At 59.5% G+C, this 26,685-nt stretch carries 16 protein-coding genes and 6 pseudogenes; 16 read left to right on the top strand and 6 right to left on the bottom strand.

What is annotated here, in order from left to right:
- Window positions 1-19: 19 nt before the first annotated feature.
- The 6 genes from C0Z16_RS21945 (at window position 20) to C0Z16_RS21980 (ending at window position 8,316) form a co-directional block, all read left to right on the top strand.
- Window positions 20-790, top strand: coding sequence for an SDR family NAD(P)-dependent oxidoreductase (locus tag C0Z16_RS21945; RefSeq protein WP_102634191.1), 771 nt, complete (start codon window positions 20-22; stop codon window positions 788-790).
- A gap of 21 nt (window positions 791-811) precedes the next feature.
- The gene (locus C0Z16_RS21950) at window positions 812-1,552 is read left to right on the top strand and encodes an SDR family NAD(P)-dependent oxidoreductase (RefSeq protein ID WP_102634192.1); all 741 of its coding nucleotides are present in this window, start codon (window positions 812-814) and stop codon (window positions 1,550-1,552) included.
- A gap of 347 nt (window positions 1,553-1,899) precedes the next feature.
- Window positions 1,900-2,835: a 3-hydroxyacyl-CoA dehydrogenase gene (locus C0Z16_RS21955; protein WP_102634193.1), complete on the top strand. Its 936-nt coding sequence runs from the start codon at window positions 1,900-1,902 to the stop codon at window positions 2,833-2,835.
- A 375-nt stretch (window positions 2,836-3,210) separates the two neighbouring features.
- Window positions 3,211-4,731, top strand: a complete 1,521-nt coding sequence (locus C0Z16_RS21960; protein ID WP_102634266.1) for an aldehyde dehydrogenase family protein — start codon at window positions 3,211-3,213, stop codon at window positions 4,729-4,731.
- A 1,457-nt stretch (window positions 4,732-6,188) separates the two neighbouring features.
- Window positions 6,189-7,376: an EAL domain-containing protein gene (locus C0Z16_RS21975; protein WP_158244508.1), complete on the top strand. Its 1,188-nt coding sequence runs from the start codon at window positions 6,189-6,191 to the stop codon at window positions 7,374-7,376.
- A gap of 10 nt (window positions 7,377-7,386) precedes the next feature.
- Window positions 7,387-8,316: an HTH-type transcriptional regulator ArgP gene (locus C0Z16_RS21980; RefSeq protein ID WP_102634197.1), complete on the top strand. Its 930-nt coding sequence runs from the start codon at window positions 7,387-7,389 to the stop codon at window positions 8,314-8,316.
- A 463-nt stretch (window positions 8,317-8,779) separates the two neighbouring features.
- On the opposite strand, the pseudogene C0Z16_RS21985 reads toward C0Z16_RS21980, so the two are convergent.
- The 5 genes and pseudogenes from C0Z16_RS21985 to C0Z16_RS22005 form a co-directional block, all read right to left on the bottom strand.
- Window positions 8,780-9,103 (bottom strand): annotated as a pseudogene (locus C0Z16_RS21985) (IS30 family transposase); the annotation flags it as partial.
- Window positions 9,104-9,469: 366 nt separating this feature from the next.
- Complete coding sequence (locus C0Z16_RS21990) at window positions 9,470-10,357, bottom strand: amidohydrolase family protein (RefSeq protein ID WP_208638640.1); 888 nt, start codon at window positions 10,355-10,357, stop codon at window positions 9,470-9,472.
- 89 nt (window positions 10,358-10,446) lie between these two features.
- Window positions 10,447-11,469, bottom strand: coding sequence for a substrate-binding domain-containing protein (locus C0Z16_RS21995; protein ID WP_167403550.1), 1,023 nt, complete (start codon window positions 11,467-11,469; stop codon window positions 10,447-10,449).
- A gap of 25 nt (window positions 11,470-11,494) precedes the next feature.
- A complete protein-coding gene (locus tag C0Z16_RS22000) occupies window positions 11,495-12,490 on the bottom strand; it encodes an ABC transporter permease (protein ID WP_102634199.1) in 996 nt (331 codons plus the stop codon).
- A gap of 36 nt (window positions 12,491-12,526) precedes the next feature.
- Entirely contained in the window at window positions 12,527-14,071 is a 1,545-nt protein-coding gene (locus C0Z16_RS22005; protein ID WP_102634200.1) for an ATP-binding cassette domain-containing protein, read from the bottom strand.
- Window positions 14,072-14,304: 233 nt separating this feature from the next.
- Here C0Z16_RS22005 and C0Z16_RS22010 point away from each other — a divergent pair.
- From C0Z16_RS22010 to C0Z16_RS22030, 5 pseudogenes are all read left to right on the top strand, one after another.
- Window positions 14,305-15,113 (top strand): annotated as a pseudogene (locus tag C0Z16_RS22010) (LysR substrate-binding domain-containing protein).
- Window positions 15,114-15,318: 205 nt separating this feature from the next.
- Window positions 15,319-15,973 (top strand): annotated as a pseudogene (locus tag C0Z16_RS22015) (SDR family NAD(P)-dependent oxidoreductase).
- A 78-nt stretch (window positions 15,974-16,051) separates the two neighbouring features.
- Window positions 16,052-17,392 (top strand): annotated as a pseudogene (locus C0Z16_RS22020) (MFS transporter).
- 38 nt (window positions 17,393-17,430) lie between these two features.
- Window positions 17,431-17,910 (top strand): annotated as a pseudogene (locus C0Z16_RS22025) (transketolase); the annotation flags it as partial.
- 33 nt (window positions 17,911-17,943) lie between these two features.
- A pseudogene (locus C0Z16_RS22030) lies at window positions 17,944-18,782 on the top strand (transketolase family protein); the annotation flags it as partial.
- A 1,135-nt stretch (window positions 18,783-19,917) separates the two neighbouring features.
- Here the strand turns inward: C0Z16_RS22030 and C0Z16_RS22035 are convergent.
- Window positions 19,918-20,739 carry an NAD-dependent epimerase/dehydratase family protein gene (locus tag C0Z16_RS22035; RefSeq protein WP_102634201.1) on the bottom strand — a complete coding sequence of 274 codons (822 nt, stop codon included), beginning with the start codon at window positions 20,737-20,739 and terminating at the stop codon, window positions 19,918-19,920.
- A 166-nt stretch (window positions 20,740-20,905) separates the two neighbouring features.
- Between C0Z16_RS22035 and C0Z16_RS22040 the strand changes: the two genes are divergently transcribed.
- The 5 genes from C0Z16_RS22040 to C0Z16_RS22060 all read left to right on the top strand — a co-directional run bounded on the left by C0Z16_RS22040 (window position 20,906) and on the right by C0Z16_RS22060 (window position 26,640).
- Window positions 20,906-21,919, top strand: a complete 1,014-nt coding sequence (locus C0Z16_RS22040) for a LacI family DNA-binding transcriptional regulator (RefSeq protein ID WP_102634202.1) — start codon at window positions 20,906-20,908, stop codon at window positions 21,917-21,919.
- A gap of 623 nt (window positions 21,920-22,542) precedes the next feature.
- Window positions 22,543-23,646, top strand: coding sequence for an extracellular solute-binding protein (locus tag C0Z16_RS22045; RefSeq protein WP_175130641.1), 1,104 nt, complete (start codon window positions 22,543-22,545; stop codon window positions 23,644-23,646).
- 137 nt (window positions 23,647-23,783) lie between these two features.
- Window positions 23,784-24,863: an ABC transporter ATP-binding protein gene (locus C0Z16_RS22050; protein WP_102634204.1), complete on the top strand. Its 1,080-nt coding sequence runs from the start codon at window positions 23,784-23,786 to the stop codon at window positions 24,861-24,863.
- Window positions 24,860-25,738: an ABC transporter permease gene (locus C0Z16_RS22055; RefSeq protein WP_102634205.1), complete on the top strand. Its 879-nt coding sequence runs from the start codon at window positions 24,860-24,862 to the stop codon at window positions 25,736-25,738. Before C0Z16_RS22050 ends, C0Z16_RS22055 begins: the two co-directional genes overlap by 4 nt.
- Window positions 25,738-26,640: an ABC transporter permease gene (locus C0Z16_RS22060; RefSeq protein ID WP_102634206.1), complete on the top strand. Its 903-nt coding sequence runs from the start codon at window positions 25,738-25,740 to the stop codon at window positions 26,638-26,640. The genes C0Z16_RS22055 and C0Z16_RS22060 overlap by 1 nt, the downstream gene beginning before the upstream one ends.
- Window positions 26,641-26,685: the final 45 nt, after the last annotated feature.

Below are 26,685 nucleotides of genomic sequence, written 5' to 3' on the forward strand. Positions count from 1 at the left end.
CAAAAGGGAGACATGAAACATGTATTTAGACAAGTTTGGTTTGAAAGGCCGACGGGCTGTTGTGACCGGCGGGGGGCGCGGCATCGGGCTTGAGATATCCAAGGCGCTGGGCGAGGCGGGCGCGAGCGTCGTCATCGCCGAGCTGGATCCCGACACTGGCATCACCGCCGAGGAAACGCTCAAGAGCCTGGGCATCGACGCGACAGCGTGCCAGATCGATGTCACGCAGCCAAATGCTGTCGCCGAGCTAGCACGTCAGTTGAACGACGAAAGCGCCGTAGACATTCTCATCAACAATGCAGGCATCGCGTTAGTCACCGATTTCTTCGATACCCCCGACGACGTCTGGACTCGCACGATGCAGGTCAATTCTGACGCTGCGTTCTGGTGTGGCCGAGAATTCGGCCGCCATATGGTGAAGCGCGGGGCAGGCAGCATCGTCAATATCGGCTCGATGTGCGGATACATTGTGACCAAGCCGCACAACCCAATTCCGTATATGGCGAGCAAGGGCGCGATTCACATGACGACGAAGGCGATGGCCTGCGCGCTCGCGAAGACTGGCGTGCGCGTCAACGCGGTCGCACCGGGCTATGTCGAGACAGAGATGGTTAGGCCTCTGTACGATAGCAATCCGGACTGGATTGCTTGCTGGAAAGAGATGACGCCGATGGGCCGGCTTGCCCAGACCCACGAGATCGCAAGCACGGTCCTATTCCTCGCGAGCGATGCAGCGAGTTATTGCACTGGCACGATTCTCTCGGTAGACGGCGGTTACACGTCGTGGTGAACCCTATTAAGGAGACGGACAATGTATGACTTCAAAGGGCGTTCCTTGCTGATGACTGGTGCGAATGGCGGTATTTCGCGCGCCATCGCAGCGGAGTTCTACGCGTGCGGCGCAAACATGGTTCTTACGGACCTTAACGAGAAGGCATTGGGTGACTTCGCTCAGGAACTCGACCCGTCGGGCGAGCGCATCGTCGTCGCGAAAGTGGACGTCACCGAATCGGCGAATGCCGACGCGGCGGCCCGGCTGTGCAACGAGCGCTTCGGTGGAATAGATTTTCTGGTAACGGCTGCGGGGCACTTTCCGAGGAGCCCCACGCGCGACATGACGGACGAAGAGTGGCGCGACATCATTGCGATCAATCTCGACGGCACGTTTTATATTTCGCGAGCCGTCATGCCGTATCTACGTGACAACAGTGCAATGGTGCATGTCGCCTCGCTCGCGGGCCACGCCGGCGTTATCTGGCATTCGCATTACGGCGCGGCCAAAGGCGGTGTGCTCTCTTTTGCGCGCAGCCTCGCTAAAGAACTGGCACCGCGTACACGCGTGAACTCCGTGTCGCCGGGCATCATCGATACCCCGATGGTCCGCGCGATCATGGATAGCGACGGCGATGCATGGCTCGCCAGCACGCTGCTCCGGCGAATGGGTGATCCGCGCGAAGTAGCCACCGTGGTCTCTTTCTTGTGCAGCGATGGCGCGAGTTTTCTGACAGGCGAAACCATCCACATCAATGGTGGCCTATATATCGCTTCATGACTGGAGGGGTTTAAGGAAGAGCCACCAACCGCTTCAGCGGCCGGCGGTCGCTAAAGCGGGATACCCGGGCAACCGCTTTCCTGGGTCGATGTGTCTGTGAGGGGAAAAGCAACAGCTTTCATCGTTGAAGCGCAGCCGCTCCCGCTCCCGCGAAAACGTATCGCTGCGCCCAGTGAGAACTTCGCATGGCGCGATGTTGGATAGGGCGGTGATGATATCTGGCGTCCTAGTTTCAGGGGCGCGCCATCGACTGCATCACAGGTGGGTCGCAGTGGAACCAAGTGAATGGCGGTCTGCGCGTCCGGCCGCATGTGGCAGGCGGAGTCAAACTAGTCAGGATGAGTCTCATGCAAACAAAGACAACAGCAGTAATCGGCGCGGGGCGTATCGGGCGCGCGTGGGCAATCGTATTTGCGCGCAGCGGCGCCACGGTAAGAATTTACGATGCCTGCGAGGACATGCTAAAGGGTGCGCTTCCCGCCATTCGTCAGAGTGTAGAAGATCTCGCGTCGTTTGGCCTTGTAGACGAACCTGTGGATGCGATCGTCGCGCGCATCACCGCATGCAGCACCCTCGAGGAAGCCGTCGCGGATGCCGCGCTCGTGCAAGAGAATATCGCCGAGGTCGTTGAAGCAAAGCGTACGTTGTTCGCCGATTTAGATCGACTGGTCGAGCCCGACGCGCTGCTTGCCAGTTCGACGTCCGGCTTGCCGGCATCGACGTTCACAAAGGAGCTGCATGGTCGCGCTCGCTGCTTCGTTGGGCATCCAGTGAATCCGCCGTCGCTGGTGCCACTTGTAGAGCTGTGCGGTGCACCGTGGACTTCCCCGGAAGCACTAGAGCGTGCTCGCGAATTTTACGAGCAGGCCGGGCAAAAGCCCGTAATTCTCCGGCGAGAAATCGCGGGATTTTTACTCAACCGTCTGCAAGGAGCCGTGCTCGACGAAGCGCTAAGCCTCTATGAACAGGGCTATACCACCGCAGCAGATCTTGACACCGTGATGCGCGACGGTCTCGCGATGCGCTGGTCGTTCATGGGACCGTTCGAGACCATCGACCTTAACGCGCCGGGCGGCGTGCCTGACTACGCGTCCCGCTACAGAGACACTTACCGCAACATCGCAGCAACGCGTATGCCGTTTGATTGGGGCGCAGAGACGCTCGACGAACTTGATGCCGAGCGTCGCACCGTGCTTTCGCGTGATCGAATCGAGGAACGCAGTCGCTGGCGAGATCGCCGACTGATGGCGCTGCTTGCGCATCGACGTTCATTAATGGAATAGCGCTCAAAGCCTGACTTTAATGGGACCGATAGACGATCGGGCCTACCGCTATTAACGGTGTACGAGCGCCGTTAGCCGGACGCAAAGTCCACTACCCGAAAAGACATGCCCGGAAGATCGACTTGCTGGATCGGCAGGCCCGTCGCTTCAATCCATTGTGCCGAAGGAAGGTCGCTCTAACCGTCAACGTAGAAATGGCTGAAAAGTCCTAGTGCGTGCCGAAGACGCTTAGTAACCTGCAATAGACGGAAGAGGCGGCCACTGCCGCAACTGTCATTAACATAGTAAAAAAGCCTGCTGCGCCTGGTCGAACCTTAGATGAGCACGGTCTTCTCGACACTGCGTTTCAGAAAATTGAACATTTTGGAGATGAGCATGAATCTTATCGAAGCATCGAATCTGGGCGTTCAAAATCCGTTCAAGAAACGTTATGGAAACTACATCGGCGGGAAGTGGCAAGAACCGCTTTCCGGTCAATACTTCGAGAACGTGACGCCGATCACTGGTCAGGTTTTCTGCGAGGTGCCTCGTTCGAACGCGAGTGACATCGAGGCAGCATTGGATGCTGCACACGCGGCAAAGGCTACATGGTCGAAAACGTCGCCGACGGAACGCGCTGCGATCTTGCTTAAGATCGCCGACCGAATGGAAGAAAATCTGAAGCTGCTGGCAGTAGCGGAAACTGTTGACAAAGGCAAGCCTTTGCGCGAGTCCATTTCTGGTGATATTCCGCTTGCTATCGACCACTTCCGATATTTTGCCTCTTGCATCCGCACGGAAGAGGGGACAATTTCAGAGATCGATAATTCGACCTATTCCTATCATTATAAAGAGCCTCTCGGAGTGGTCGGTCAAATTATTCCCTGGAACTTTCCGCTGTTGATGGCGGCGTGGAAGATCGCGCCCGCATTGGCCGCGGGCAACTGTATCGTTCTGAAGCCGGCGGAGCAGACGCCCGCTTCGATCTTGGTGTTGGTCGAACTAATTCAGGATCTTCTGCCCCCTGGCGTTTTGAACGTTGTGAATGGCTTCGGACTTGAGGCCGGGAAGCCGCTGGCTAGCAGTCCGCGAATCGCGAAGATTGCATTTACAGGAGAGACCACGACGGGTCAATTGATCATGGGGTATGCAGCGGAAAATTTGATCCCGGTGACTTTGGAGCTGGGCGGAAAGTCGCCGAGTATCTATTTCGACGACGTTGCGGCCAAAGACGATGCGCTCTTCGAGAAAGCTGTTGAGAGTTTTGCGATGTTCACCTTAAATCAGGGTGAGGCCTGCACCTGTCCGTCGCGGTATCTGGTGCAAGAGTCAGTGTATGAACGTTTCATCGAACGCGCGGTCAAGCGTATCAAAGCTATCAAGATCGGTAACCCGCTCGACATGGCCACAATGATCGGTGCGCAAGCATCTAAGGAACAGTTCGACAAGATCATGTCGTACATCAAGATTGGCTTCGATGAAGGTGCGACATGTCTCAGCGGGGGGCGGACTTCGGACCTTGCAGGCGAGCTGAAAGGAGGCTGGTACATTGAGCCGACAATCTTCCGCGGCGAAAACAAAATGCGCATCTTCCAAGAAGAGATTTTCGGTCCGGTTGCCGGTGTAACGACCTTCAAGACCGAGGAAGAGGCGTTGCATATTGCGAACGACACGCAATATGGTCTCGCTGCCGCGGTATGGACACGTGATATTTCGGTTGCACACCGTATGAGTAAGGGCATCCAGGCTGGTCGCGTGTGGAACAACTGCTACCACCTCTATCCTGCTCACTCAGCCTTCGGCGGCTACAAGAAGTCGGGCATTGGACGGGAGACTCACAAGATGATGCTAAACCACTACCAAAACATCAAGAACGTAATTGTGAGCCATGATCCGAATCCGACAGGATTTTACTAAGATCCGCAGGCGGCCCAGAACTCTTCTCATGGTTTGGTCAACTCGTTATTGCTTATCGATTGGCGAGTAGAGCATAGAAAGACGGGGTTCCTTCACAATTGGCGAAGCTCGGTTTTTGGGCAGATCGCTGGCGATGGTCTTCGTCTCATCGCTTGTGAAGGTTAAATGTCGCCTTTTCAGATACACGGTTCAAGGTGGCTCGCCTGCGGAACCGTGTTGGCTATGCCGCTCTCCGTCTTAGTTTGGGGAGGCGTGTCTCTCGATCACAAATGCGTACGATGTAAGCGTGACCAAGGATCCGCTCGCTAACGGATGGCGGGCCGTTCGGGAGCTTCGTGGACGGTTTGTGGTCCGAATAGGATCTGATATGTCTGCCCACGACCAGACGATTGGCGCAATCGTATCCCCGAGTGAACGCGCATTTTTGGTGGAAGCTCTCGACTTGCTGATGCGCGAGCGTGCAAACGCCCTCCGCATCGCCTCGGTTGTCGCCGAAGGGCGGGGCGACCGAGTTCCGGAAGTCCATGACTTTGGGTTAGATGCCATCTTGCGGCTCCGTCGAAAGGTGGCCGGTCTTTCCTCCGTTGATCCTCCCGTTACTATGCGAGACACACCTCAGTGGAGCAAGGATGATAAGAATGTTAATGCTGTCGATAATAGATCGATAGGTAGCAGTACGTATCGAATGGAGAAATGAAGAAGTAGCCTGATTGCGGTATGCGTTGCATCGGTCAGTGCGGCCGAGCATAGTGGCGCCGCTGTAACCTTCAAAGGATGGGGGAATTCATGGCGATTGTAGGAATGTCGTTGAGAAGTATGGTTCAGGATTGGCTGGCCCCCGACCCCAAGAGAGGATTTCGAGTTAGCCATTACGGACGATCCAGCAGGGGGCGATATGTGTGCGTCGTCGCAGACAATGGAAGCGGGTCAAAGGCGATGTTATTTTTTCGACACCAAAACGGAAAATGGTGCATTTTCCCACCCGATCCAGAGAGGCCTGCGATGCGCATCGCTGAAGTTTAGTATGCGCGGGACTGACGGTGAAACCAGACGTCAGGCTGAACACTCGGAGCATGGTCGGTGCCACCGACCATGCTCCAGGGACTTTCTTCGTGTGCTGTGGGTGAACGTCGTTGATGGTGGTCAGTTTTTCCACGTCCTGATTCGTGGTTGCGTGGCCAGTTCGCTGCGATCATCGAACACGTGTCGACCGGGAACCGGTGAATGCGTGTTCCGCGCCAGGCGTGGCTACGCGGCGTGCAGCGAAAGGTACTGTGGACGTTTAGCATACCGAGGTGACTATGGAGCCGTCCGAAAATCCTGCTCACGAGCTGAGTAGATCCGCGTCGATCCGGCCTGCCGGGCGGGCGGCCTGTGATAGTAAGGGCGACGCGTGCAAGGAGAGTTTCGATGATCAGCGACAGACGGAAGATCGTCCACGTTCTTACCAGTGGTCGATGTTCACTCGAACCGACGCGCAGGCGGAGTCTGCGGGATCGGTCGGGGAGCTCTGCGTCGTCGCAACGATCATAAATCTGCGCGAGATTGAGCAGGTGTATGGCGAGACGACCGCACTTGCCGTGCGGCATGTTGTATATGAGCGGGCCCGGGCGCTCTCACGATCAGGGAGGGCTACCGTTGCAACAACCGGTGCGCATATCGTTTTTATCTTCGACCTGTCCTGGCTGTCCTACAAGGGCAACACACCGGTGGAGTTATGCGGGCCCATCATCGAGCACCGGGTAGTCAAGGTACTTGGCGCGCACGCCGTACCACTGGGAGACGCGGCCATCATGCCTGTGGTACGCGCGTCAGCGATGCGCTCCGGGTATCAACCATTTCAAAATTTCATCGATGCGGCAAACCTGGCGACTGCGGGCCATCACTGGTGTGAGCGGTACAGGGCCGATATGGTGGTGGCTGCTGCCGTCTTCGCGGCACTGGAGGAGAAAAGGCTCGATTTCGATCGGGAACCCGTCTGCGCCGCCGGTGATTCGCAGGATGTGACGTACTACGAGGTACTGCTTTGCGAGATAAGGAACGGCCAGCGCATCCGTATCGGTAGTCTCGTGGGGGCCGTTGAGCGCCTGGGAATGGTGAGGCGGCTCGACGAATGGGTGGTCGGCTCGACGATCGCCGCATTGCGCCGCAATCCTGCGCTTCGACTCGGCTGTAATGTGTCCGGGCATAGCGCCACACTCGATGCGTGGTGGACACCGATCGCCTCACAGTTGCATGCAGACCGATGCCTTGCTTCGAGGCTGACGATCGAGATTACGGAAACAGCCGCATTGACTTCGACGACAGAGGCACGGAACTTCGTCAGGACGTTCCAGGCGCTGGGCTGCCAGATGGCACTGGATGACCTGGGCAAAGGCCACAACAATCTGATCGCCCTGATCGGGCTTGGCGTCGATATCGTCAAGATCGATCTGCGTTGCCTGAGACAGGAAGGCGGCACCCGAAGTCCCCTGGGTCTGCGTCCGCTTATCCAGTTCGCGAAGACTTACGGGGCGAGCGTCATCATCGAAGGCATCGAGACTGAGGACGACGCGCAACAGGCGCGGGAGTGCGGGGCGACCTGCCTTCAGGGCTATCTCTATTCAGGTCCCTCCGCACCAGACATCGCTGCGGAACGTGGATGAAAGGGTTTTCATGAAAGTGGGTGCGATGTTGAACATGGTCGAGCTGGAGACGTTTGCCGCGGTGGTCGAACATCGCAGTTTCACGCAGGCGGCGGTTGCATTGAACATCTCCTCTGCTGCAGCGACGCGCCGCGTGAAGCGGCTCGAACAGTCGATCGGGGCGCTACTCCTGGTCCGCGAACCGGCGGTGATGCCGACGAAAGCGGGCGAAGAAGTCTTTCGTCATTTCATGACCGTCCGGCTGCAGGAAGATGACCTGCTGCGGCGTGTCACGCCGGGGAGGGCGTCGACAACAGCGCTGGCCCTTGCCGTTAACGCCGATTCCGTTGCCACCTGGTTTGAGCCGGTCACGCGTGAGCTGGCGCAACACCATGTGGCGCTCGAGATCGTCGTGGACGATCAGGACCATACGCTCGAGGCGCTGGCGCGCGGCGACGTCAAGGGCTTTCTGTCCACGCAACCGGAACCGGTTGTCGACCGTTTTGTGGCGGAGGCGGTCGGACAGATGCGCTACCAGTGTGTCGCCACGCCCGGATTCGCCCGCGAGCATTTCGCTGGGGGCCTGACCTTGCCGGGCGTGCTCGAGGCCACCGCCATCCTGTTTGACCGGAAGGACACCCTGCACGATGTGTTTTTCGGGTTGCATTTCGGGGTGACGGTCGGCCGGTACCCCAGACACTATTTTCCTTCGCCGGCGGCCTTGCTCAATGCGATCCTGGACGACCTCGGTTACGGGCTGGTCCCCGCCATGCAGGCCGAGCCGCTGATCCGTGGCGGCAGACTGGTGGCGCTCGCACCCGGGCACGACCTGATGATCGATCTTTACTGGCATCACTGGGCGCAGGAGCCCGAGCCGCTCGCGACGATCAGCGCACTGGTCATGGCAGCGGCGCGGCGGAGCCTGGTTCAGCCGGTCCCGGGGGGAGAGCGCGCCAGTTGACGGAGCATTGCGACGCGCCGACGCGATGCTTGCCGTCGACGCTTCCGGTCGCGGTTATCACTTGCTCTGCGATGCGAGATTCCGGATCGAGTGGTAATTGGGAGAAAGCTATCGAATCAATGGGTTATGAGGTGCTCAGCCTTCTCTGTACTTCCTCATTTGATTTTGGACTCCAGGAGAGGACTCGCATTTGTCTTGTAATACCTTGATTTTTTAACGATTTGTTTTCAAAGTCCCCTTAAAACGTACTTTTTTATGTACTCATTTGCGGTCGCTTGAAATTGTGACGTTTTCTGCGCAAACGCAACACTGGGTCAACGATACAGTGATGGATGTTTCAGGTTACGGTTCCCCTGCGTCCACACGTGCCGCAGGGAAGTCAGGGGATGTTCAGATTTTTTATGCGTTCATAAAGGGTGAACCATCAGCGACGCAACCCGGCGCAGCCGCGTTCCATTGAGTGTTATCGGCTTTCGTCCGGCTGGGCGAAGTGATGGTTTGACCAAGGAGGGCGGATTCGACCGGCGGATGCAATAGTTTGCTGGAATCGTTCGGCGGGCGTCTCGTAGTCCAGTGTCTTTCTTGGACGCTCGTTCAGTCGTCTTGCCACAGCGTTGAGTTTGGCCTGCGAATGCACTGACAGATCGGTACCTTTCGGGAAGTACTGCCTCAATAGTCCATTCGTGTTCTCATTCGACCCACGCTGCCAGGGATGTTGCGGGTCGCAGAAGTAGACGGCAATGTTGGTGGCGACGGTGAAGCGCTTGTGCCCGGCCATCTCCGTCCCGGAGGTTACGACTTTATTTGAAATGGAAAATGCCATCTGTGCCTTGTATGACAGCGCTCGCTGACATATTGCACCTGCACGCCGGGAGTTACAGGTTTATTTGCGCGAGCGGGGTGTTCCCGCTGACCCGCGACCGGGCAGTGTTCCGAAGGGTTTTTCGCGCTCCGGTACAGACTGTCGCCGGGCGCCTGCGAACGGCAGTTCACGACCCCAATTGCGGCACATCGGCAAGTCGGGCATGTCCCGAAGTACCCCCTCGGCAGGTTGCTTTTCGCAGCAAGCCGGAAAAACGCTCAGTCATTGCCAAAAAGACAAACGCGCATCGGGGCTGCATCTGTGGAGAACCAGATCGCAGTATCGCTGATGTCAGAGCCTATACACCCGCTCCGCATTGTCGTGAAATAGCGCGCGCCGCTCGTCGGACGAAAATTCTTGCGTAATTTCCTTGAATGCGTTGAAAACCGCGTCATAGCTGCTAAACAGTTTGTCGACCGGGAAATTGCTCGCGAACATACAGCGGTTTGACCCGAACGCTTCAATCGCGTGCAGGACGAACGGCCGGATGCTATCCACCGTCCATTTCCAGTCACCCATGCCCAGCCCGGATATCTTGCAGAAAACGTTCGGAGCCGATGCGAGCGATTTCATGCCCTGCTTCCAGCCTTCGATCTCTTCCGGTGTCCGGTCGACTGGCATGCCGGTGTGGTTGAGCACCATCGGCGTATCGGGAAACTCCCGTGCGAGAGATAAGGCCTCTTCCATCTGGGTGTAGTAGAGCTGCAGGTCGAACGACAGGTCGTAGCGCTTGAGCAAAGCATAGCCTCGACGCCATTGCAGATCGCTCATCAGATTTGGGTTAGCGATAAACGTCTTCACCGGATCGCGGTGGAAATTCAGACACTGACGGATGCCCCGCACGTTGGCGAACTGACAGTGTTCCTCGATCACAGCCTGCGTGTTCGGCGCGGCGAGGTCCGCGAATGCGACGATACCGTGCGGATAACCGTGAACATCGGCGACGCCCTGGAGCCAACGCGTCTCGGCGACAGGATCGTTGTGGTCATATTCGACCTGCAGGTGGACCGACTTCACGACGTTCTGGTTCCTGATGTCGGCGAGGAAATCGTCGATGAGATAGTCGCGGCGAATGGCCGAATAGTCACCGAATACGCGCTCCAGCATCGGCCCCTGCAGCCAGGGATAGTTACCGGTTTTGAGATCGTAGAGATGATGATGCGGGTCGATGATCGGCAGATTGTCCATGATGTCTCCCGTTTAGAGTAAGCCGGAATGCGTTGCCGCTCGCGGCGTACGAACGTCAACGCCACGACCTCACTGAAGTATCAGTAGTTACCCGCTGACGGCGGATAGACTCGTTTTACCGTCGCCTGTGCTTCCGGCTGATCGATCGTTGCCTTCGTAACGAGTGGCTCCTTGAGCGCCAGCTGCTGGGTGGTCGGCTTATGGTTCAGCGCATTGAAGACCTGCGTGGTCGCGTCGATTCCCTGCCCGACTGCCTCCTGCAGAAATATCCCTTGGACCGCGCCATCGCGCAGCAGCTTAATCGTCGTCGGACTGCCGTCGGCGGTTACGACGGCAACCTTGCCCACCATGCCGCGCGTTTGCAACGCCTTCGCGGCGCCGGTAGCGGCCTCGTCGTACATGCCGTAGATTGCCTTGACGTCCGGATGCGCCGTCAGCACGTCGTTCGCCTGAGTGACCGCTTCGTTGACGGTCAGGCCGTGCGTCTCTAACACCTGTACGACTTCACAGCCATCGGCCTTGAACGACTCCTGCGCGCCCTTCAAATACTTCTGCGCGTTCTCGCGATCCTGCGGCAGCGACAGCACCGCCACCTTGTTGCCGCCACGCTCCTTCGCGAGCTTGCAGACATAGGTGCCCTCGGCCTTGCCGGTATTGTAGTTGTCGGCGGTGACCGCCGACGTATAGTCGGTTTGACCGGCTTGCGGCCCGATGCCGGTGAATGCGACCGGGATAGACTTCGACTTCAACAGACGCAACACTGGTGGCGTGCTGGTCGAACTGACCGGCCCCATGACGATCGCGCTGACACCGCGTGTCATCGCCGTGCGGACGTTGTCCATCTGCTTGGCCGGTGAATTCTCGGAGGTGAACTCGATGTAATCCATGCCGAGTTCCTTCGCCCGTTGCTTCACCCCGTGGGCCACCCACTGCCAATAGGAAATATCCAGTGACGGCGCGATGTACGCGACAGTCTGCTTGTCTGCCGCGAACAACGTCTGCGACGCGAAGGCCATGCTGAGCGCCAATGCCGATGCCGCGACCAGCCGTCCGAGCGGACGGTCTGACAACCTGCCGGCTGAGTGCAACGTATGCTTGTCCATCTCTGTCTCCTGAGCTAACCCGTGCTTAACGCCGGGCTTTGGTAACGCGGTCGACGAGGACCGCAATGAGAATGACGACGCCTGTGACGGTGCCTTGCCAGAAGCTGTTGACACCGATGAGGTTCGCGCCGTTCTGAATGATGGTGATCATGAGTGCGCCAAGCAGCGCGCCGATCGCGGAGCCTGTTCCGCCGAAGAGGCTCGCTCCGCCGATCACGACCGCCGCGATCGCCTGCAACATCAGGCTCGAGCCCGCAGTCGCTTCCGCATTGCTGATGTAGGACACGCTGACAATGCTCGCGAATGAAGCGAACAGCCCCGACAGCAGATAGGCGCCGAGCCGCACGCGATTGACCGGGATGCCGATCACGCGGGCCGACGAACTGCTGCTGCCGATTGCATATAGCCACCGCCCCGCGACGACCTTGCGCAGGCAGTACTCGATCGCGACGAGCAGCAGCACGCACCACAGAGCGTAGTTCGGCAGGCCGGGAATCAGCGTTCCCGAATTCAGCAGGTAGTAGTTGGGATCGGAAATGGGCAGGGAATGGCCGTCCGTAACGATGAACGAAAGGCTTCCCGCGATCGCGTACGTACTCAGAGTCACGACGAACGGCGCCAGCCCGACGAAGGTCACGAGCGCACCGTTGAGTGCACCGATCACGACCCCGACCGACAATCCCGCGAGGCTGCTGACGATTGCGCCATAACCGTGCACCATGGCAAGGCCCGTGACCATGCCGGTCAGCGAAAACACCGAGCCAACGGACAGATCGATCCCGCCTGTAATAATCACGAGCAGTACGCCGAACGCCATGATTACGAGCGGCGCGGCCGCTTGCGTCACATTGGAAATGTTGCCGCCGGACAGCGCTGCGGGCACGATCATGCCAACCGCCAGCTCGATGACGATGATGGCGATTGCAATGGCAATTTCCGTGCGATAAGTCGAGAGCAAGCGGCGTAATGCGCCATCGGGCTGGCGATGCTCGCCCGCGATCGCGTGGGTGACTGATTTCATGACTGTCTCCAGATAAATATCGTTTTGCCAGGCGGTCTAGGCGGCCATGCCGGTTGCGGCGGCCAGTTGCGTTTCATTCACGTCGGAGTGGCGCAATACTTCGGTTGGCTTACCGTCGAGGTCGAAAGCCAGCACCGTGTCGCACAACTCGACGAGCTCGATGTATTCGGTCGACCACCAGACAATCGTCGTGCCCTGCTGCGCCATCTTGCGGATCAGCGCGTAGATTTCCCGCTTCGTGCGGATGTCCACGCCGCGTGTCGGTTCTTCGAGCACCAGCAGCCTGGGTCGCAGCAATAGCCAGCGGGCCACCAGCAGTTTCTGCTGGGTGCCGCCGCTGAGCGTCGCGGGCAAGTCCCACAGCGAAGCGGCGCGGATTTTCAGTGCTTCAAGTAGTTGGATGCTTTGTTCGGTCTCCGCGCGATCCACGACATGGCGCCGCCCGACGACACGCGCAGCGGCAACGAGGTTGTCAACGATTGGCAGGGTGGCGAGGATGCCTTTGTTGGAGCGGTCGCCGGAGACAAAGCCGACGCCGTCGCGTGCGCCGGCGGAGGGGTGAGCGTAGCTTACGCGGCTGCCGTCACGCGTGATGGCCCACGCTCCGGCGGGTGCGATACCGGTTAGCGCATCGATAAGCGACGATGGGCCGACAGGTGCGCCAGCGAGACCGACAATCGCGCCTTGGGGAACCTCGATCGCCACGCCATCACGCTCGATGCGAAGCACGCCGGCGGACTGAACCTTGGCGCCATCGTGAGCTTCGCGGTCGGCGAGCGGCGCGGCCTGTGTCAACTGCGCCGACTCCGCTACCCTTTCCGCCGCTTCGTCGACCACAACGCTTTGCCCCATGCATTCAATGATTTCACGGTCCGTGATCGCGTCGAGCGCCGCTCGGTCGACCGCTGTCTTGCCATCGCGGATGATCGTGCAGACATCGGCGATCTGGCGGATCTCGCGCATCCGGTGCGAGACGAACAGTACAGCGAGCCGCGTGTCGGCGATCAGCCGGCGTATCACAGCAAAGAGGCGGCCCGTTTCCGCCGCAGTCAGATTGGCGGTCGGTTCGTCGAGCAGCAACAACTTCGCCCCTGAGCCGAGCGCGCGCGCGATCTCCACCAGTTGGCGCTCATGCAGGGTCAGACCGCTGACGAGCCGTCCTGCCAATTCGCGCGCGAAGTGAGGATCGATCAGCGAGAGCGCTTCGATGGCGATGGCCATCGAAGCCCGTTCGCTGTAGCGGGCGGACCCGCGCCGTAAGCGCGGCATCGCGATGTTTTCGGCGACGGATAGATGCGGCAGCAGCGCCAGTTCCTGATTGACCACGGCAATGGTGCCGGCGGCGACATGGGCGCCCACGGATGCGCCGATGTCCTGTCCGTCGAATTCGAGCGAGCCGCCGTCGCGGTCGAACTGGCCGGAGATGATTTTGATGAGCGTCGATTTGCCTGCGCCGTTGCCGCCCAGAAACGCGTGCACTTCGCCTGCGGCGATTGAGATATTAAAAGCCTTCAACACGCTCGTAGGTCCGAAGCTTTTGACGATCGAACGTCCCGTCAGCAGAAAGGACGGATAATTCATCGCTGTCTCCTGCGCAGTTGTTGCGCTGCGCAATATATGTCTATTGTTTACCGCAGTCCTGCCCGTGCATTGGCGCGGTCAGCATCAGCAAACTTCACGGGCCCGGGATAAGCGGCTTGCCCACAGAATGGCAGTGCGCATGGCGTGCTAACAAGGCGGTTTCATTCAACTTCGACTGAAATAAATTTCACTATGCGCATCCCACCGCGAAAGCTATCGTCGCTTTCGAGAGCGTGGCCCGAACCAGGAGTGTCAGCCGTGCATCCGAGGAAGTTGGTCTGACCGCTTCTGCGGTCGGCCAACCACTTTTCTATCGATCGGGCCGGGGTCTCGTCCTGACACCGACAGGCGAGCGCTATCTGTCGGACGTGACGGGCTCTCTTGCTGATCTGAGCCGCGCGACCGAGCGCGCATCGAGCCGCGCCGACGTCGATATCCTGCGTGTTCATTCCAGCCCCAGCTTCGGGCTCATGTGGCTGTTGCCCAGGCTCGAATCGTTTCAGCAGGCCAACGGCGATATCCAGTTGAATCTGGCCTGCTCGTATGAAGATGTATCGTTTACCAGTGGCTACTACGACATCGACATGCGGCACGGCTATGCGAACTGGCGCGATATCGAGGTCAGGACACTGCGCAATGAATTCATCGCGCCGCTCGCCTCGACGAGATATCTGGAAAGCCATCCGGTCAGAACGCCGCAAGACCTTCTGGCGCATCGTCTGATCTATTCGGAGACGCAGCTCGTCCAGTGGAAGCAGTGGTTCGGACGCACCGGCGTGTCCGCTGCGCACAAGACCCTTCGAGCTCGTACATGTCGCTCGAGACTGCCGCACTCGGCCTCGGCATTGCGCTTGAAAGCCTGATGCTCGCGTCGGTACGGATCAGGGAAGGCGCGCTCGTGCCGGTATTCGCTGATTCGCACTCTGTCGAAGTGGGCGCGCATCATCTGGTCTATCCGCCCCAGAACGCGGAGCTCCCACGCGTTGCGCGGTTCATCGCCTGGATCGAGCGGGAAATCGGTCACGGGGACCGTGCGGCGTAATGGCTGCGCCGAATCGGCACCAGGGTATTCCAGTACGCGCATGCATGCGGGTTGTTGCGGCGAGTCGACAGAGCGACCCAGCCTGCCTCGCGGGCTGGCAGCCGGTTACCTGAAAATTTCTCAAGCATAGTTGAGCGCCACGGTGTTGATGCGAGTGACCGCGTGCCGGACACTGCGCCATCACATCAACACCCAGGAGACAATCATGCTGCTCGACAACAAGGTCGTTATCGTCACGGGCGCGGCTTCACCGCGCGGAATCGGCAAAGCCACCGCCAAAGCACTGACCGAGCAAGGCGCGCGCATCGTGATCCTCGACCTGCGCGAAGGAGACGCTCGAGCGATACGGCCGCATTGACGGCCTCATCAACAACGCCGGCATCACGCAGCCAGTGCGCACGCTGGACATCACCGCCGAGGACTTCGACGCAATCGTCGACGGCAATCTGCGCGGCACGTTCTACATGTCGCAGGCCGTATTGCCGGCGATGAAAGAGCAGAAGGGTGGCAGCATCGTGTGCATGTCGTCGGTGTCCGCGCAACGAGGCGGTGGTATTTTCGGCGGCCCCCATTACAGCGCCGCGAAGGCCGGCGTAATCGGTCTCGCCCGTGCGATGGCGCGAGAGTTCGGTCCCGACAGCATTCGCATCAACTCGATCACGCCCGGTCTGATCCAGACCGACATTACCGGCGACAAACTCACCGCGGAGATGCGCGTGGACATCATCAAAGGCATTCCGCTTGGCCGGTTTGGCGATGCTGCCGATGTCGCAAACGCGTGCCTCTTTCTGGTGAGCGATCTGTCAACGTATCTCACCGGCATCACACTCGACGTGAACGGCGCCATGCTTATTCATTGACTGACAGCGTGCGCCCGAGAGAGGGCGCTGAATTGCAGGTACCCGGGCGAACCCGGGGCCGGTGGATGGAGACAAAACATGAAATCCAAGAATACCGCTTCGCCCATCGAAGGCGGCGTGTTGCCCCTTGCCGACTCGCCCAGCTTCGAATCGAAGACCTACGCGAAAGTAAGCCGTCGGCTTATCCCATTCCTCATGCTGTGCTACCTTGGCGCATATCTCGATCGGGTCAACGTCGGCTTCGCGAAGCTTCAGATGCTCAACGATCTGCGCTTTAGCGAGACCGTCTACGGCATGGGCGCGGGCATCTTCTTTCTCGGCTATTTTCTGTTCGATGTGCCGAGCAACCTCGTCCTTCACTGTGTCGGCGCGCGCAAATGGCTCGCGCGAATCATGCTCACGTGGGCGGTGATTTCCGCGAGCTTCGTTTTTGTGTAATCACCGACGGCGTTCTACGTGTTGCGATTTCTGCTGGGCGTCGCTGAAGCGGGCTTCGCACCTGGCGTAATTCTCTATCTGACCTACTGGTTTCCGGCTGCTCGCCGAGCGAAGGCGCTCTCGCTGTTTTTTATGGCAATTCCGCTGGCCGGCATAATCGGCGGCCGCTTGCGGGCTGGATTTTGCACTCGCTGCATGGCACGCTGAATATGGCCGGCTGGAAATGGCTGTTCCTGCTCGAAGCGCTGCCCTCGCTCGTGCTCGGTATAGCGATCCTGCTGTATCTCGATGACAGCATTGTCAAGGCAAAGTGGCTCACCGAATCGGAAAAGACCCTGCTCGCACGCAATGTCGCGCACGCAATGTCGCGAGCGATAACGCGCATAAGACCGCCCACATCTCGGTCAGATCGTTCATTGGGGACCGTCGCTTGTGGCTTATGGCCGCGATCTACTTCTGCATCGTGCTCGGCCAGTACGGTCTGACGTTCTGGCTGCCGACGATCATCCGCAAGTCCGGCGTTGCCGATCCGCTGTGGGTGGGACTGTTCACTGCGATCCCGTATCGGTGCGCCATCATCGCGCTGCCCTTGATCGGCATGAGCGCTGACCGTCGCCGCGAGCGCCGGCTGCACCTGGCGATTCCCATGCTGGTCGCCGCCGCGGGCTTCGCCGTATTGCCCACGCTCGGCAGCATCCCCGCCTCGATCGTCTGTTTGAGTATCGCGGCAGCAGGCATCCTCGCCTCGTCGTCGCAGTTCTGGTCGTTGCCGACAGCCTTGCTAGGCGGCATGTCTGCGGAGTCGGAATAGCTGCCGTGAACTGCGTCGCCAATCTCGCCGGCTTCTTTTCTCCAGCGATCGTGGGCTGGCTGAACGACCTGACAGGTAAGTCAACAGCGGGGCTGATCTTCATCTCGACCGCTATCACGCTCGGTGCCTGCCTTGTCTTCCTGGTGCCCGCTAAAACCGTGAACCGCTGAACCTCCTTCACCCATTCCGACTGATCACAGGAGACGAGATGAACAGTCCATCCAATGCCTCGACGGCATCGCTTGCCGAGCACGCTTACCGTATCCGCAGAAACGCCCTGTTGATGGGCGAAGTCCAGGGACAAGGCTACATCGGGCAGGCGCTCGACATCGCCGATGTGCTGGCCGTTGCTTACTTTGGCGCGATGCGCTATCGCACGGACGACCCTGAGTGGGAGGACCGCGACCGCTTCCTGCTGTCCAACGGACATTACGCGATCGCGCTGTATGCGGCGCTGCTCAAAGCAGGCATTCTGCCGGCCGAAGAGCTAGAAACTTACGGCAGCGACGATAGCCGCTTGCCAATGTCCGGCATGGCCAGCTATACGCCTGGCATGGAGATGTCCGGCGGTTCGCTCGGCCACGGCCTGACCATCGCGGTCGGACGGTGCCTCGGACTCAAGCGCAAGCATTCTGCTTCGTTCGTGTACACGCTGTTCTCTGACGGCGAACTGGATGAAGGCGCGATCTGAGAAGGCGTCATGTCGGCCAGCCACTGGAAGCAGTACACCGACCTGCACATTTTCGCCAGGGAGTTTCCCGAGCGCTACTACCAGATGGGCATGGCGGAGCAATTGCTGATGGGCGCCGCGGCCGGCCTTGCGCACGCGGGCGCCCAACCGTTCGTCACGACCTATGCGGTATTCGCTACGCGCCGTGCCTATGACTTCATGCATCAGGCCATCGCCGAGGACAACCTCGACGCCAAGATCGTCTGCGCATTGCCGGGTCTGACTACTGGCTATGGTCCGAGCCACCAGGCGGCTGAAGATATCGCGTTGATGCGCGCGATGCCGAACATGACGGTGATCGACCCGTGCGATGCGCTCGATATCGAGCAGATGGTGCCGGCGATTTCCGCACATAAAGGACCGGTATACGCGCGCCTGCTACGCGGCAACGTACCTGCTGTGCTCGACGAATACGACTACACCTTCGGCAAAGCGAAGATGCTGCGCGACGGCGCCGACGTGCTGATCATCTCCTCCGGCATCATGACGATGCGCGCACTTGAAGCGGCGAAGGCGTCTGAAAAAGATCGGATCGACGTGGGCGTGCTGCACGTACCGACCGTCAAGCCGCTCGACACCAAGACGATTCTCCGCGAAGCGAAGCGAAGCGCTCGGGTCGGCTCGTGGTGGTAGCGGAGAATCACACGGTAATTGGCGGTCTCGGCGAAGCGGTGGCGGCGGAACTGATGCGCGCGGGCGTGTCCTATCCGTTCCGGCAGGTGGGACTGCCGGATGCGTTCCTTGCTGCCGGTGCGTTACCTACGCTCCATGACCGCTACGGAATTTCCACGTCGACGATGGTTGAGGCGATCAAGCGGTGGTTGGTCTGAGGCAAGGTACTCGCCATCAAACGGGTGACTCGGAATCAGGGGGGAAACGGACATCGGGCGTGGACGGCATCACATGGTCTACACAGAAGTCCGGACTCGAAGCAGCGTCGTCACGCAAACGGGGTGGCCACCGGCCATGGCCGCTGAGACGGTTATACATCCCAGAGGGCGATGGGACAAAAATGCGGCCGCTAGAAATTTCATGCATGGTCGACAGGGCGCAGCAGTCGCAGCAGGCGCTGCATTTGCTCGCCTCGGAGTCCGTCGCTGAGACAGGGGCGGACCCGAATTCGTATGGATTCCGCTTCGCCGGTCCGCCGCAGACGCAATCGAGCAATGCTTCACAGCGCTGGGGCGCCCCCAGTGCGCGCGGTGGATTCGGGAGGCCGATATCCGTAGCTGCTTGGATCGCTCATAGCAATGCCATCTGGGCAATTAAGTGTGTTCGAAGAAGTTCGGCGCGGATCGTTGGAGACCTTCATGCGCAAGCCTTTGCATCGTCCGCCACGACCCAGGACGGCGTCGAGCTTGCCGCGCTTTACACGCCGCAACGCTTGCCGAGATTTACACGCTGCAACACCGTTTGACGGGAAGCGCCGCGTTGCGGTCGGCAGGACTACCCGTCGGGACTGTTATCAACGAAGTGGCTACACAGGGCGTCGGTAATGGGGACCGGGCGTCGGTTGTTCGTCGGCGGCGAAGCCATGGTTGAGCCAGCGATGTAGTGTTGGCGGTGCTGTACCCGGCATGCGGGCCGCTATCATAGTCATGTTGCGGCGGCGAAACAGATCTTCAGCTCAATTGGTCACACGATCTTGTAATGTGTATGGCAGTGGGCGTGGCGGCGGCATCCGAACAAAGGCGCACGCTGGGTTCAACGGAAATATTTCTGTACCGTTGGCGGACAACGCTGCGTCTTTGGAACGACCACCGGCAAAACGCTCAGCACGGAAAAGCCTAACTCCTGACACTATACGATACTGCCAGCACGCCGATCCGAAGGCACCGGAAAATCAAGGCTGCCGCCAACACGTTCCACCCGCAATGGGAAAGCTATTTTGAAGCTCGACCTGGCGTCAGGATGGCGTCGTCTGTCACCGACGCGACACCTTATTGCCGCCCCTTATTGACTGGCTCATTGCATCGGCTCTCCGAGGACGAACGGGCCTCCCTGGAACCGCTGCTCTGGATCGGGCAATTCGGCCGTCGGCGCCGTCACCGGGAAACGGTCGGCGAATTGCGCCGAACTGTCGCGCGGACGGAAGCCCAGGAAGCCGGCCTTTGTGTTGTCCCACCACTTTATCGGATTGTCCGATGCGCCATAGACGACCACATGGCCCACGCGATTCGTGAATAGCGAGCAGCGCACCAGTTCGATGAAGTCACGATAGCTCAGATACGTGACGAGCATGCGCGGATTCTTCGGCTCTTCGAACGACGACCCGATTCGCAGGCACACCGTCTCCATACCGAAGCGGTCAAAGTAGTAGCGCGACAGCGATTCGCCAAAGCACTTCGTTACGCCGTAGAGGCTGTCCGGACGTTGCGACGCATCCTTGTCGAGCACTTCGGTAACGGGATGGAAACCGATTGCGTGATTCGAGCTCGCGAACACGACGCGCTTCACTCCGTGTTTGCGCGCCGCTTCGTACAGGTTGTACGTGCCGCGGATGTTCGCTTCAAGGAGATCGTCGAAGGGAGCGTCAACCGAAATTCCGCCCAGGTGAACGATGGCATCTACTCCATCAACGAGCTTCATCACCGCACTCCGGTCCGCCAGGTCGACGATGCTTGTTTCTTCGCCCGACGCTGCATCGCCCACGTCCACGATGTCGGTGAGGCGCACGACTCCGGCCCAGGAGGCCAAACTGGCGCGCAGCTGGCGGCCGAGGTTGCCAGCTGCGCCCGTGAGGAGGAGGCGGCCAAACGGTTTCTGTGAGAGGGGCTGCTGGGACATAAAGGGCTTAGTCAAAAGAAAAACGTTTTCCCAATATAGCCGTGAGCGATGGAGGCGTCAATGCTCAACTACGCTTGGAGAACGTCAGATGCGTTGAGGCGCTGTTCCCTGTGCTTGCCTTCTTTCTGCGACAATCGCATCGCCAAATTCTCAAACCTCCTTTTTCATGAAGAACGCGTCCCCCACGATCCGCGACGTCGCCATGGCAGCAGAGGTATCTGTTGCGACCGTGTCGAAATACGTCAACGGCACCAAACGCTTTTCGCCCGAGGTCGAATCCCGGCTGAAGGAAACGATCGAAAAGCTCGGGTACCGGTCGAACCCCCTTGCGCGGTCGATGATTACAGGCCGCACGCGTACCATCGGGCTGGCAATCCTCGATATAAGCAACCCGCACTTTACGAATGTGGTGAAGGGCGCAAACCGGGTGGCGCTTGAGCACGACTACACTTTGCTTCTTGTCGATACCGAAGAAAACCCGGCGCGGGAACGTGCGCTGATTGAGGCACTTGCACAGCGCGTCGACGGGCTTGTCATCAGTTCGCGCCTTTCGGAGAAAGAATCGACGTGGATGCTCGAACTGAACAAGCCGGTGGTGATGCTGCGCCATTCGCATGAACTGACGATCCCGACGGTTGGCATCGACAACCGCCTTGCAACCTACATGCTGGCCCGGCACCTGTTGAATCTTGGGCACAGGCGAATAGCCTATTTGGGGTTTGGCCAGGCGTCGATTAACGATGAGCGTATCGGCGGTGTGCGTGATTGTCTTTCAGAGGTTGGCCTGTCGCTTGACCTGTACGATGCTCATGCGCCCACGGCACAGGCGGGCGAACAGGTCTGCTCAAAGGTCTTGTTGGGTCCGCAGCGTCCACAGGCGGTGATCTGCTACAACGATCTGATCGCCCTTGGCTTTATGAAAGAGGCCAAGGCGCTTGGGTTCCGGTTGCCCAACGACGTTTCAGTCACGGGCATCGACAATGCTCCCTATGGGGAGTATGCCGAGCCCACGCTGACCACTGTTGATACGCAGAGTGAGAAGATGGGTGAACTTGCGACTCTCAAGCTGGTAGACGCGCTCGCTGGTCGAGCTGATACCGCGCACCTGATCCTTGAGCCTCGCCTGATCGTCCGGGACTCCACTTCGGTCTGTACGGATCTGGCGGCCGGTAAGACCTGACTCTTCGAAAACGTCTCACCGCCACCTTCACAATCGTCGTAGACGGAAAGAGTCCCGACGCCCAACGTTGCTTTGCCGGAGCTGCCGAGCCCGGCTTTAAATCCTGCTTTCGCACGGCCGAAGCGGCCGCTCGCTCCTCTTCTGCGTCAACTGACAACAAACGAATAACCGTTCGAATTACGGGTGCGGTTCCCCGCCCGCTGCCTTCTTTCGGGTAACTCAGCGTTAATACTTACTAGCCAAACAGAGGGGAAGGCACTAATCTTGGAAAAACGTTTTCCCACGCCGAATCCCAAACTGCGGCACGTTGAGCGTACCCATCACTCGCTATCGGAACGACAAGGTGCGGCGCGCAAAGCGATGACTCCCAACGGAGACTTACATGCAGTCTGCTGTCCATGGCGTTCCGCAAGCAGTAAGCCAGCCGATGCGGGATCGCTTGTGAATCGGCGCACTGGCTTGTCTTGCTGCGTTCGCGATCGTGCATCTGCTATTCCGCGTGTCACCCGCAAAGCTGAACGCATAACTTTTTATCGATCCACGGCTTGGAAAAATTGAAAACTATGAGACAGAGCTTATTTACCAGATTCCGCGGCGGCATCGCAGCGACCTTTTTCCTCTCGATGTCGTTGCAGGCAATGTGTCAACCGGTCGCGATCAACATTGTCGACGTTGCCGGCGATCTTCAGTTGACGCAAAAGGGTTTCGAAGCCTTCAAGGCCAAATACCCGAATCTCGTTTCCAACATCACATACACGAACGCACCCGCGCCGCAATTGCCCGGCAAGATCAAGGCGATGCAGGCGGCCGGCCGTTCGGACATCGATCTCGTGCTGACGGGCACCGACGCGCTCGCCGCCGGCATCGAGCAGAAGCTGTGGATCAGGTTGCTGCCGGATAACGGCACAGCGTTCCCCGGCGCGCTCGACAAGTACGCGCCCGGTCCGCGCAAGATGCAGGATCTCGCGCAAGGCTTCGGTCTTGAGGTCGCGTACATGCCGGCTGGCCCGCTGATCGAATACAACCCGGCCAAAGTCAGTGATCCGCCCAGAACGCCGGACCAACTGCTGCAATGGTGCAAGGCGCACCCGAACAAGCTGATCTATGCGCGTCCCGCGAACTCGGGCCCGGGCCGCACGTTCCTGATGGGGCTGCCCTATGTGCTCGGCGATAAAGATCCGAAAGACCCCACCAACGGCTGGGACAAGACGTGGGCGTTCCTCAGGCAGCTGAACGATTGCATTCCTTACTATCCAGGCGGCACGTCGGCGGTCATGAAGGAACTCGGCGAAGGCACCCGCGACATGACCGTGACGGTGACGGGCTGGGACATCAATCCGCGCGCGCTCGGTATCGTGCCGGCCGATTTTCGCGTTCAGGCATTCGACAACATGACGTGGGTGAACGACGCGCACTACATGGTGATTCCCAAGGGCGTGCCGAAGGAAAAGCTCGACGTGATCTACAAGCTGATGAACTTCATGCTCGAACCCGCGCAGCAGGCCATGACTTACGACGACGGTTACTTCTATCCCGGCCCGGCGATCAAAGGCGTAACTGTCGAGCAGGCAACGGCGCATAGCCAGGAAGTCCTGAAGAAGTACGGGCGGCCTGAGTACGCGAAGTTGCTCGCCGATCGTCCGCATGTTCTGCCGCTCAGCGCGGAGGCGATGGTGGCGGCGTTTCAGAAGTGGGACCGCGAAGTCGGCTCCCAGAAGAACAGATAAGGTGCAACAGCGTATTGGTGACCGCAGCAAAGTCAATCAATCGATTCCGCACACGTCGTGCGTATCGCGCATATTGGCAGATCTTGACGGCAGGTGGCGCCATGCGGCGCTGCGGCCAACATCGTAGGGAAGCGATCATGAAGCACCAATTCGAACAGCTGCGCCTGGATTCCGTCTGCCGCAGTTTCGTCAATACTGAAGGGCAATCGGTGGCTGCGTTGCAAGGCCTCGATCTGAATATCCGCCGTGGCGAATTTATCGCGCTGCTGGGTCCGTCGGGCTGCGGCAAGTCGACGGCGCTCAACTGCATCGCGGGCCTGCAGCCGCTCACGGACGGCGGCATCTGGCTCGACGATGAACGCATCGACGGGCTGCCGCCGGAAAAGCGCGGCTTCGGCATGGTGTTTCAGAACTACGCGCTGTTTCCGCACATGTCGGTGCTGGATAACGTTGGCTTCGGCTTGAAGATGCGCGGCATCCCCAAGGCGGAAACGGTGAAGCGCGCGCGAGAAGCGCTGCAACTGGTGCAACTGGTCGGTCATGAGAAAAAGCTGCCGGGGCAACTGTCGGGTGGGCAGCAGCAGCGCGTCGCGATTGCGCGCGCCATTGTGATCGAGCCGCCGCTCATCCTGATGGACGAACCGCTGTCGAATCTCGATGCCAAGCTGCGCATCGAAATGCGCGCCGAGATTCTCCGCATTCATACGCAACTGGATCGTGCGACCATTTATGTAACGCACGATCAGGACGAAGCGCTGTCGATGGCCGACCGCATCGTTGTAATGAAAGAGGGTGTCGTGCAGCAGGTCGCGACGCCGAAAGAAGTCTACGGACGGCCGAAGAATCTGCACGTCGCGCGCTTCATGGGCTATCGCAACGTTCTGCCCTTCACGCTGGAAGGTGTGCAGGGCGAAGGCGCGACGGTCGAGTCGAACGGCGTGCGCCTCGTCGGCGTGGCAATGGACGGTTTCGATAGCAAGCGCGTTTCCGTTGCGCTGCGTCCTGAGGACATGGAGCGCGCCGCGCCCGGCACGGGGAACGCATTCGATGCAACGGTGACGACGGTCGAATACGGCGGCCGCGATTCGCTGATTCGCGTGAAGAGCGCGTTTGGCGAACTGTGGGCGCGCGTCGCGGGCGAATTCAGCGAGGGCGAGGGCATTACGCTGCGCGTGTCGACGTCGCGCACGCTGGTCTACGACGGAGAACCGTCATGAGCACACTGACGCCCGTCGCGGTGCGCGCACCGCGCGACGGCAAGGCGTGGCTCGTCTCACCCGCCTTGCTGTTCATTTTCGCGCTGTTCGTCTATCCGTTCATCTACGGCCTCACGCTGTCGTTAAGCCCGATGGAAGGCGGCGGCATGTGGGCGAACTACGCAAAGTTCTTCAGCGACACGTCGATGTGGCCGACCATCGTCGTCACGCTGAAGCTCGCCGGACCGGCGACGCTGATCAACGTCGGCGTGTCGGTGCCTGTCGCGTTCGCGCTGCGCCGTCCGTCGCCGTATCAGAAGTTCGTGACGACGCTGCTCGTGATTCCCGTTACGCTCGGCACGGTGCTGATCGCTGATGGCATGCTTTCATACTTCGGTCCGAACGGCTGGTTTCCGCAAGTGCTGCAGGGGCTGCATCTCTACACAGACGAAGTGCGCCTCACGCATAACTTCTGGGGCGTGCTGATTTCGCTGATCGTGTCGGGCTTTCCGTTCGCGTTTCTGCTGACACTGTCATACGTGACAGGCATCGATCCGACGCTCGCGAGCGCCGCCGCGACGCTCGGCGCCGACCCTTTGCAACAGTTCCGGCGGATCTATCTGCCGCTGCTCGTGCCCGGTCTGACGATGGCCGCGTGTCTGTCGTTCGTTCAGGCGTTTTCGGTGTTCCCGTCGGCAGTGCTGCTCGGCGCGCCGGCTGGGCCGACGCGCGTGATGTCGATTGCCGCCGCCGAAGCCGCGTTCGAGAGCTACGATTATTCGCTCGCCTCTGCGATCGCGATCGTGATGGGATTCGTGCAACTGGTGATTGTCGCCGCGATGCTGGGCGCGCGCCGCTTCTTCTACAGTGGACCGGCGACGGGAGGTAAAGGCTGATGGCAACCGAAAGTGAAATTGTCCGTCCGTGGCCTGCGGCGCCGCAGGAGCACACGGTGAAATCCGAGAAACCGCGTGTCAGTTTGCGCGACCGTGTGTACAAGGCGCTCGTCTGGGGCGCGATGATCTTCTTCCTGCTGAACATCGTGCTGTTGATCGCGACCGTCGCAATCAACTCGGTCGCGACACGTTGGTTCGGCACGTTGCTGCCACAGGGCTTCACGCTGCGCTGGTATGGACAGGCATGGAGGGACTTCCAGCTCGCGGCCGTGTTGTGGGTGACGGTTGAAGTGGTCGGCGCGGTCGTGCTGCTGTCGATCCTGCTCGGTGTGCCCGCCGCATATGCGCTCGCTCGCGTACAGTTTCGCGGCAAGCCATTCGCGATGTTGGTTTTCCTGTTGCCGCTGATGGTGCCGCCCGTCACGTACGGCATTCCGATGGCGACCGTGATGTACAAGATCGGGCTCGCGGGCACGCTCGCAGGCGTGATTCTCGCGAACCTCGTGCCGGCGTTGCCTTTCGTGATCCTCGTAATGACGCCGTTCATCGAGCAGATCGATCCGAATCTGGAATCGGCGGCACGTATCTTCGGTGCGAACACATTGCGCTATTTCCGCTACGTATTGCTGCCGTTGCTCGTGCCCGGCATGCTCGCGGCGGGTCTGTTGGTGCTGGTGCGTACCATCGGCATGTTCGAGCTGACATTCTTCACGGCGGGACCGGCGACGCAGACGCTCGTCGTCGCGCTGTATTACGCCGTATTCTCGACAGGCGTGCGTGCGCCGCAATCGATCGACGCGATGGCGATGATCTATATGGCGATTACGCTGATCTGGGTGCTGATTGCGCTGCAGTTCGTGAGCCCGACACAGATCGTTAGCCGGGTGAGGCACAAAAAATAGTCGATTTGATGGCGTGGGTCCGCGAGACAGTAAAAATTACAAATA

The sequence above is a fragment of the Paraburkholderia rhynchosiae genome (assembly GCF_002879865.1).
Lineage (GTDB): Bacteria > Pseudomonadota > Gammaproteobacteria > Burkholderiales > Burkholderiaceae > Paraburkholderia > Paraburkholderia rhynchosiae.

Coding starts and splice junctions, on each gene's coding strand:
- C0Z16_RS22005 (WP_102634200.1), bottom strand. CDS start 14,071: ATGAATTATCCGTCCTTTCTGCTGACGGGACGTTCGATCGTCAAAAGC.
- C0Z16_RS21975 (WP_158244508.1), top strand. CDS start 6,189: ATGTTCACTCGAACCGACGCGCAGGCGGAGTCTGCGGGATCGGTCGGG.
- C0Z16_RS21945 (WP_102634191.1), top strand. CDS start 20: ATGTATTTAGACAAGTTTGGTTTGAAAGGCCGACGGGCTGTTGTGACC.
- C0Z16_RS21955 (WP_102634193.1), top strand. CDS start 1,900: ATGCAAACAAAGACAACAGCAGTAATCGGCGCGGGGCGTATCGGGCGC.
- C0Z16_RS22045 (WP_175130641.1), top strand. CDS start 22,543: ATGTCGTTGCAGGCAATGTGTCAACCGGTCGCGATCAACATTGTCGAC.
- C0Z16_RS21960 (WP_102634266.1), top strand. CDS start 3,211: ATGAATCTTATCGAAGCATCGAATCTGGGCGTTCAAAATCCGTTCAAG.
- C0Z16_RS21995 (WP_167403550.1), bottom strand. CDS start 11,469: ATGGACAAGCATACGTTGCACTCAGCCGGCAGGTTGTCAGACCGTCCG.
- C0Z16_RS22000 (WP_102634199.1), bottom strand. CDS start 12,490: ATGAAATCAGTCACCCACGCGATCGCGGGCGAGCATCGCCAGCCCGAT.
- C0Z16_RS21950 (WP_102634192.1), top strand. CDS start 812: ATGTATGACTTCAAAGGGCGTTCCTTGCTGATGACTGGTGCGAATGGC.
- C0Z16_RS22060 (WP_102634206.1), top strand. CDS start 25,738: ATGGCAACCGAAAGTGAAATTGTCCGTCCGTGGCCTGCGGCGCCGCAG.
- C0Z16_RS22050 (WP_102634204.1), top strand. CDS start 23,784: ATGAAGCACCAATTCGAACAGCTGCGCCTGGATTCCGTCTGCCGCAGT.
- C0Z16_RS22035 (WP_102634201.1), bottom strand. CDS start 20,739: ATGTCCCAGCAGCCCCTCTCACAGAAACCGTTTGGCCGCCTCCTCCTC.
- C0Z16_RS22055 (WP_102634205.1), top strand. CDS start 24,860: ATGAGCACACTGACGCCCGTCGCGGTGCGCGCACCGCGCGACGGCAAG.
- C0Z16_RS22040 (WP_102634202.1), top strand. CDS start 20,906: ATGAAGAACGCGTCCCCCACGATCCGCGACGTCGCCATGGCAGCAGAG.
- C0Z16_RS21980 (WP_102634197.1), top strand. CDS start 7,387: ATGAAAGTGGGTGCGATGTTGAACATGGTCGAGCTGGAGACGTTTGCC.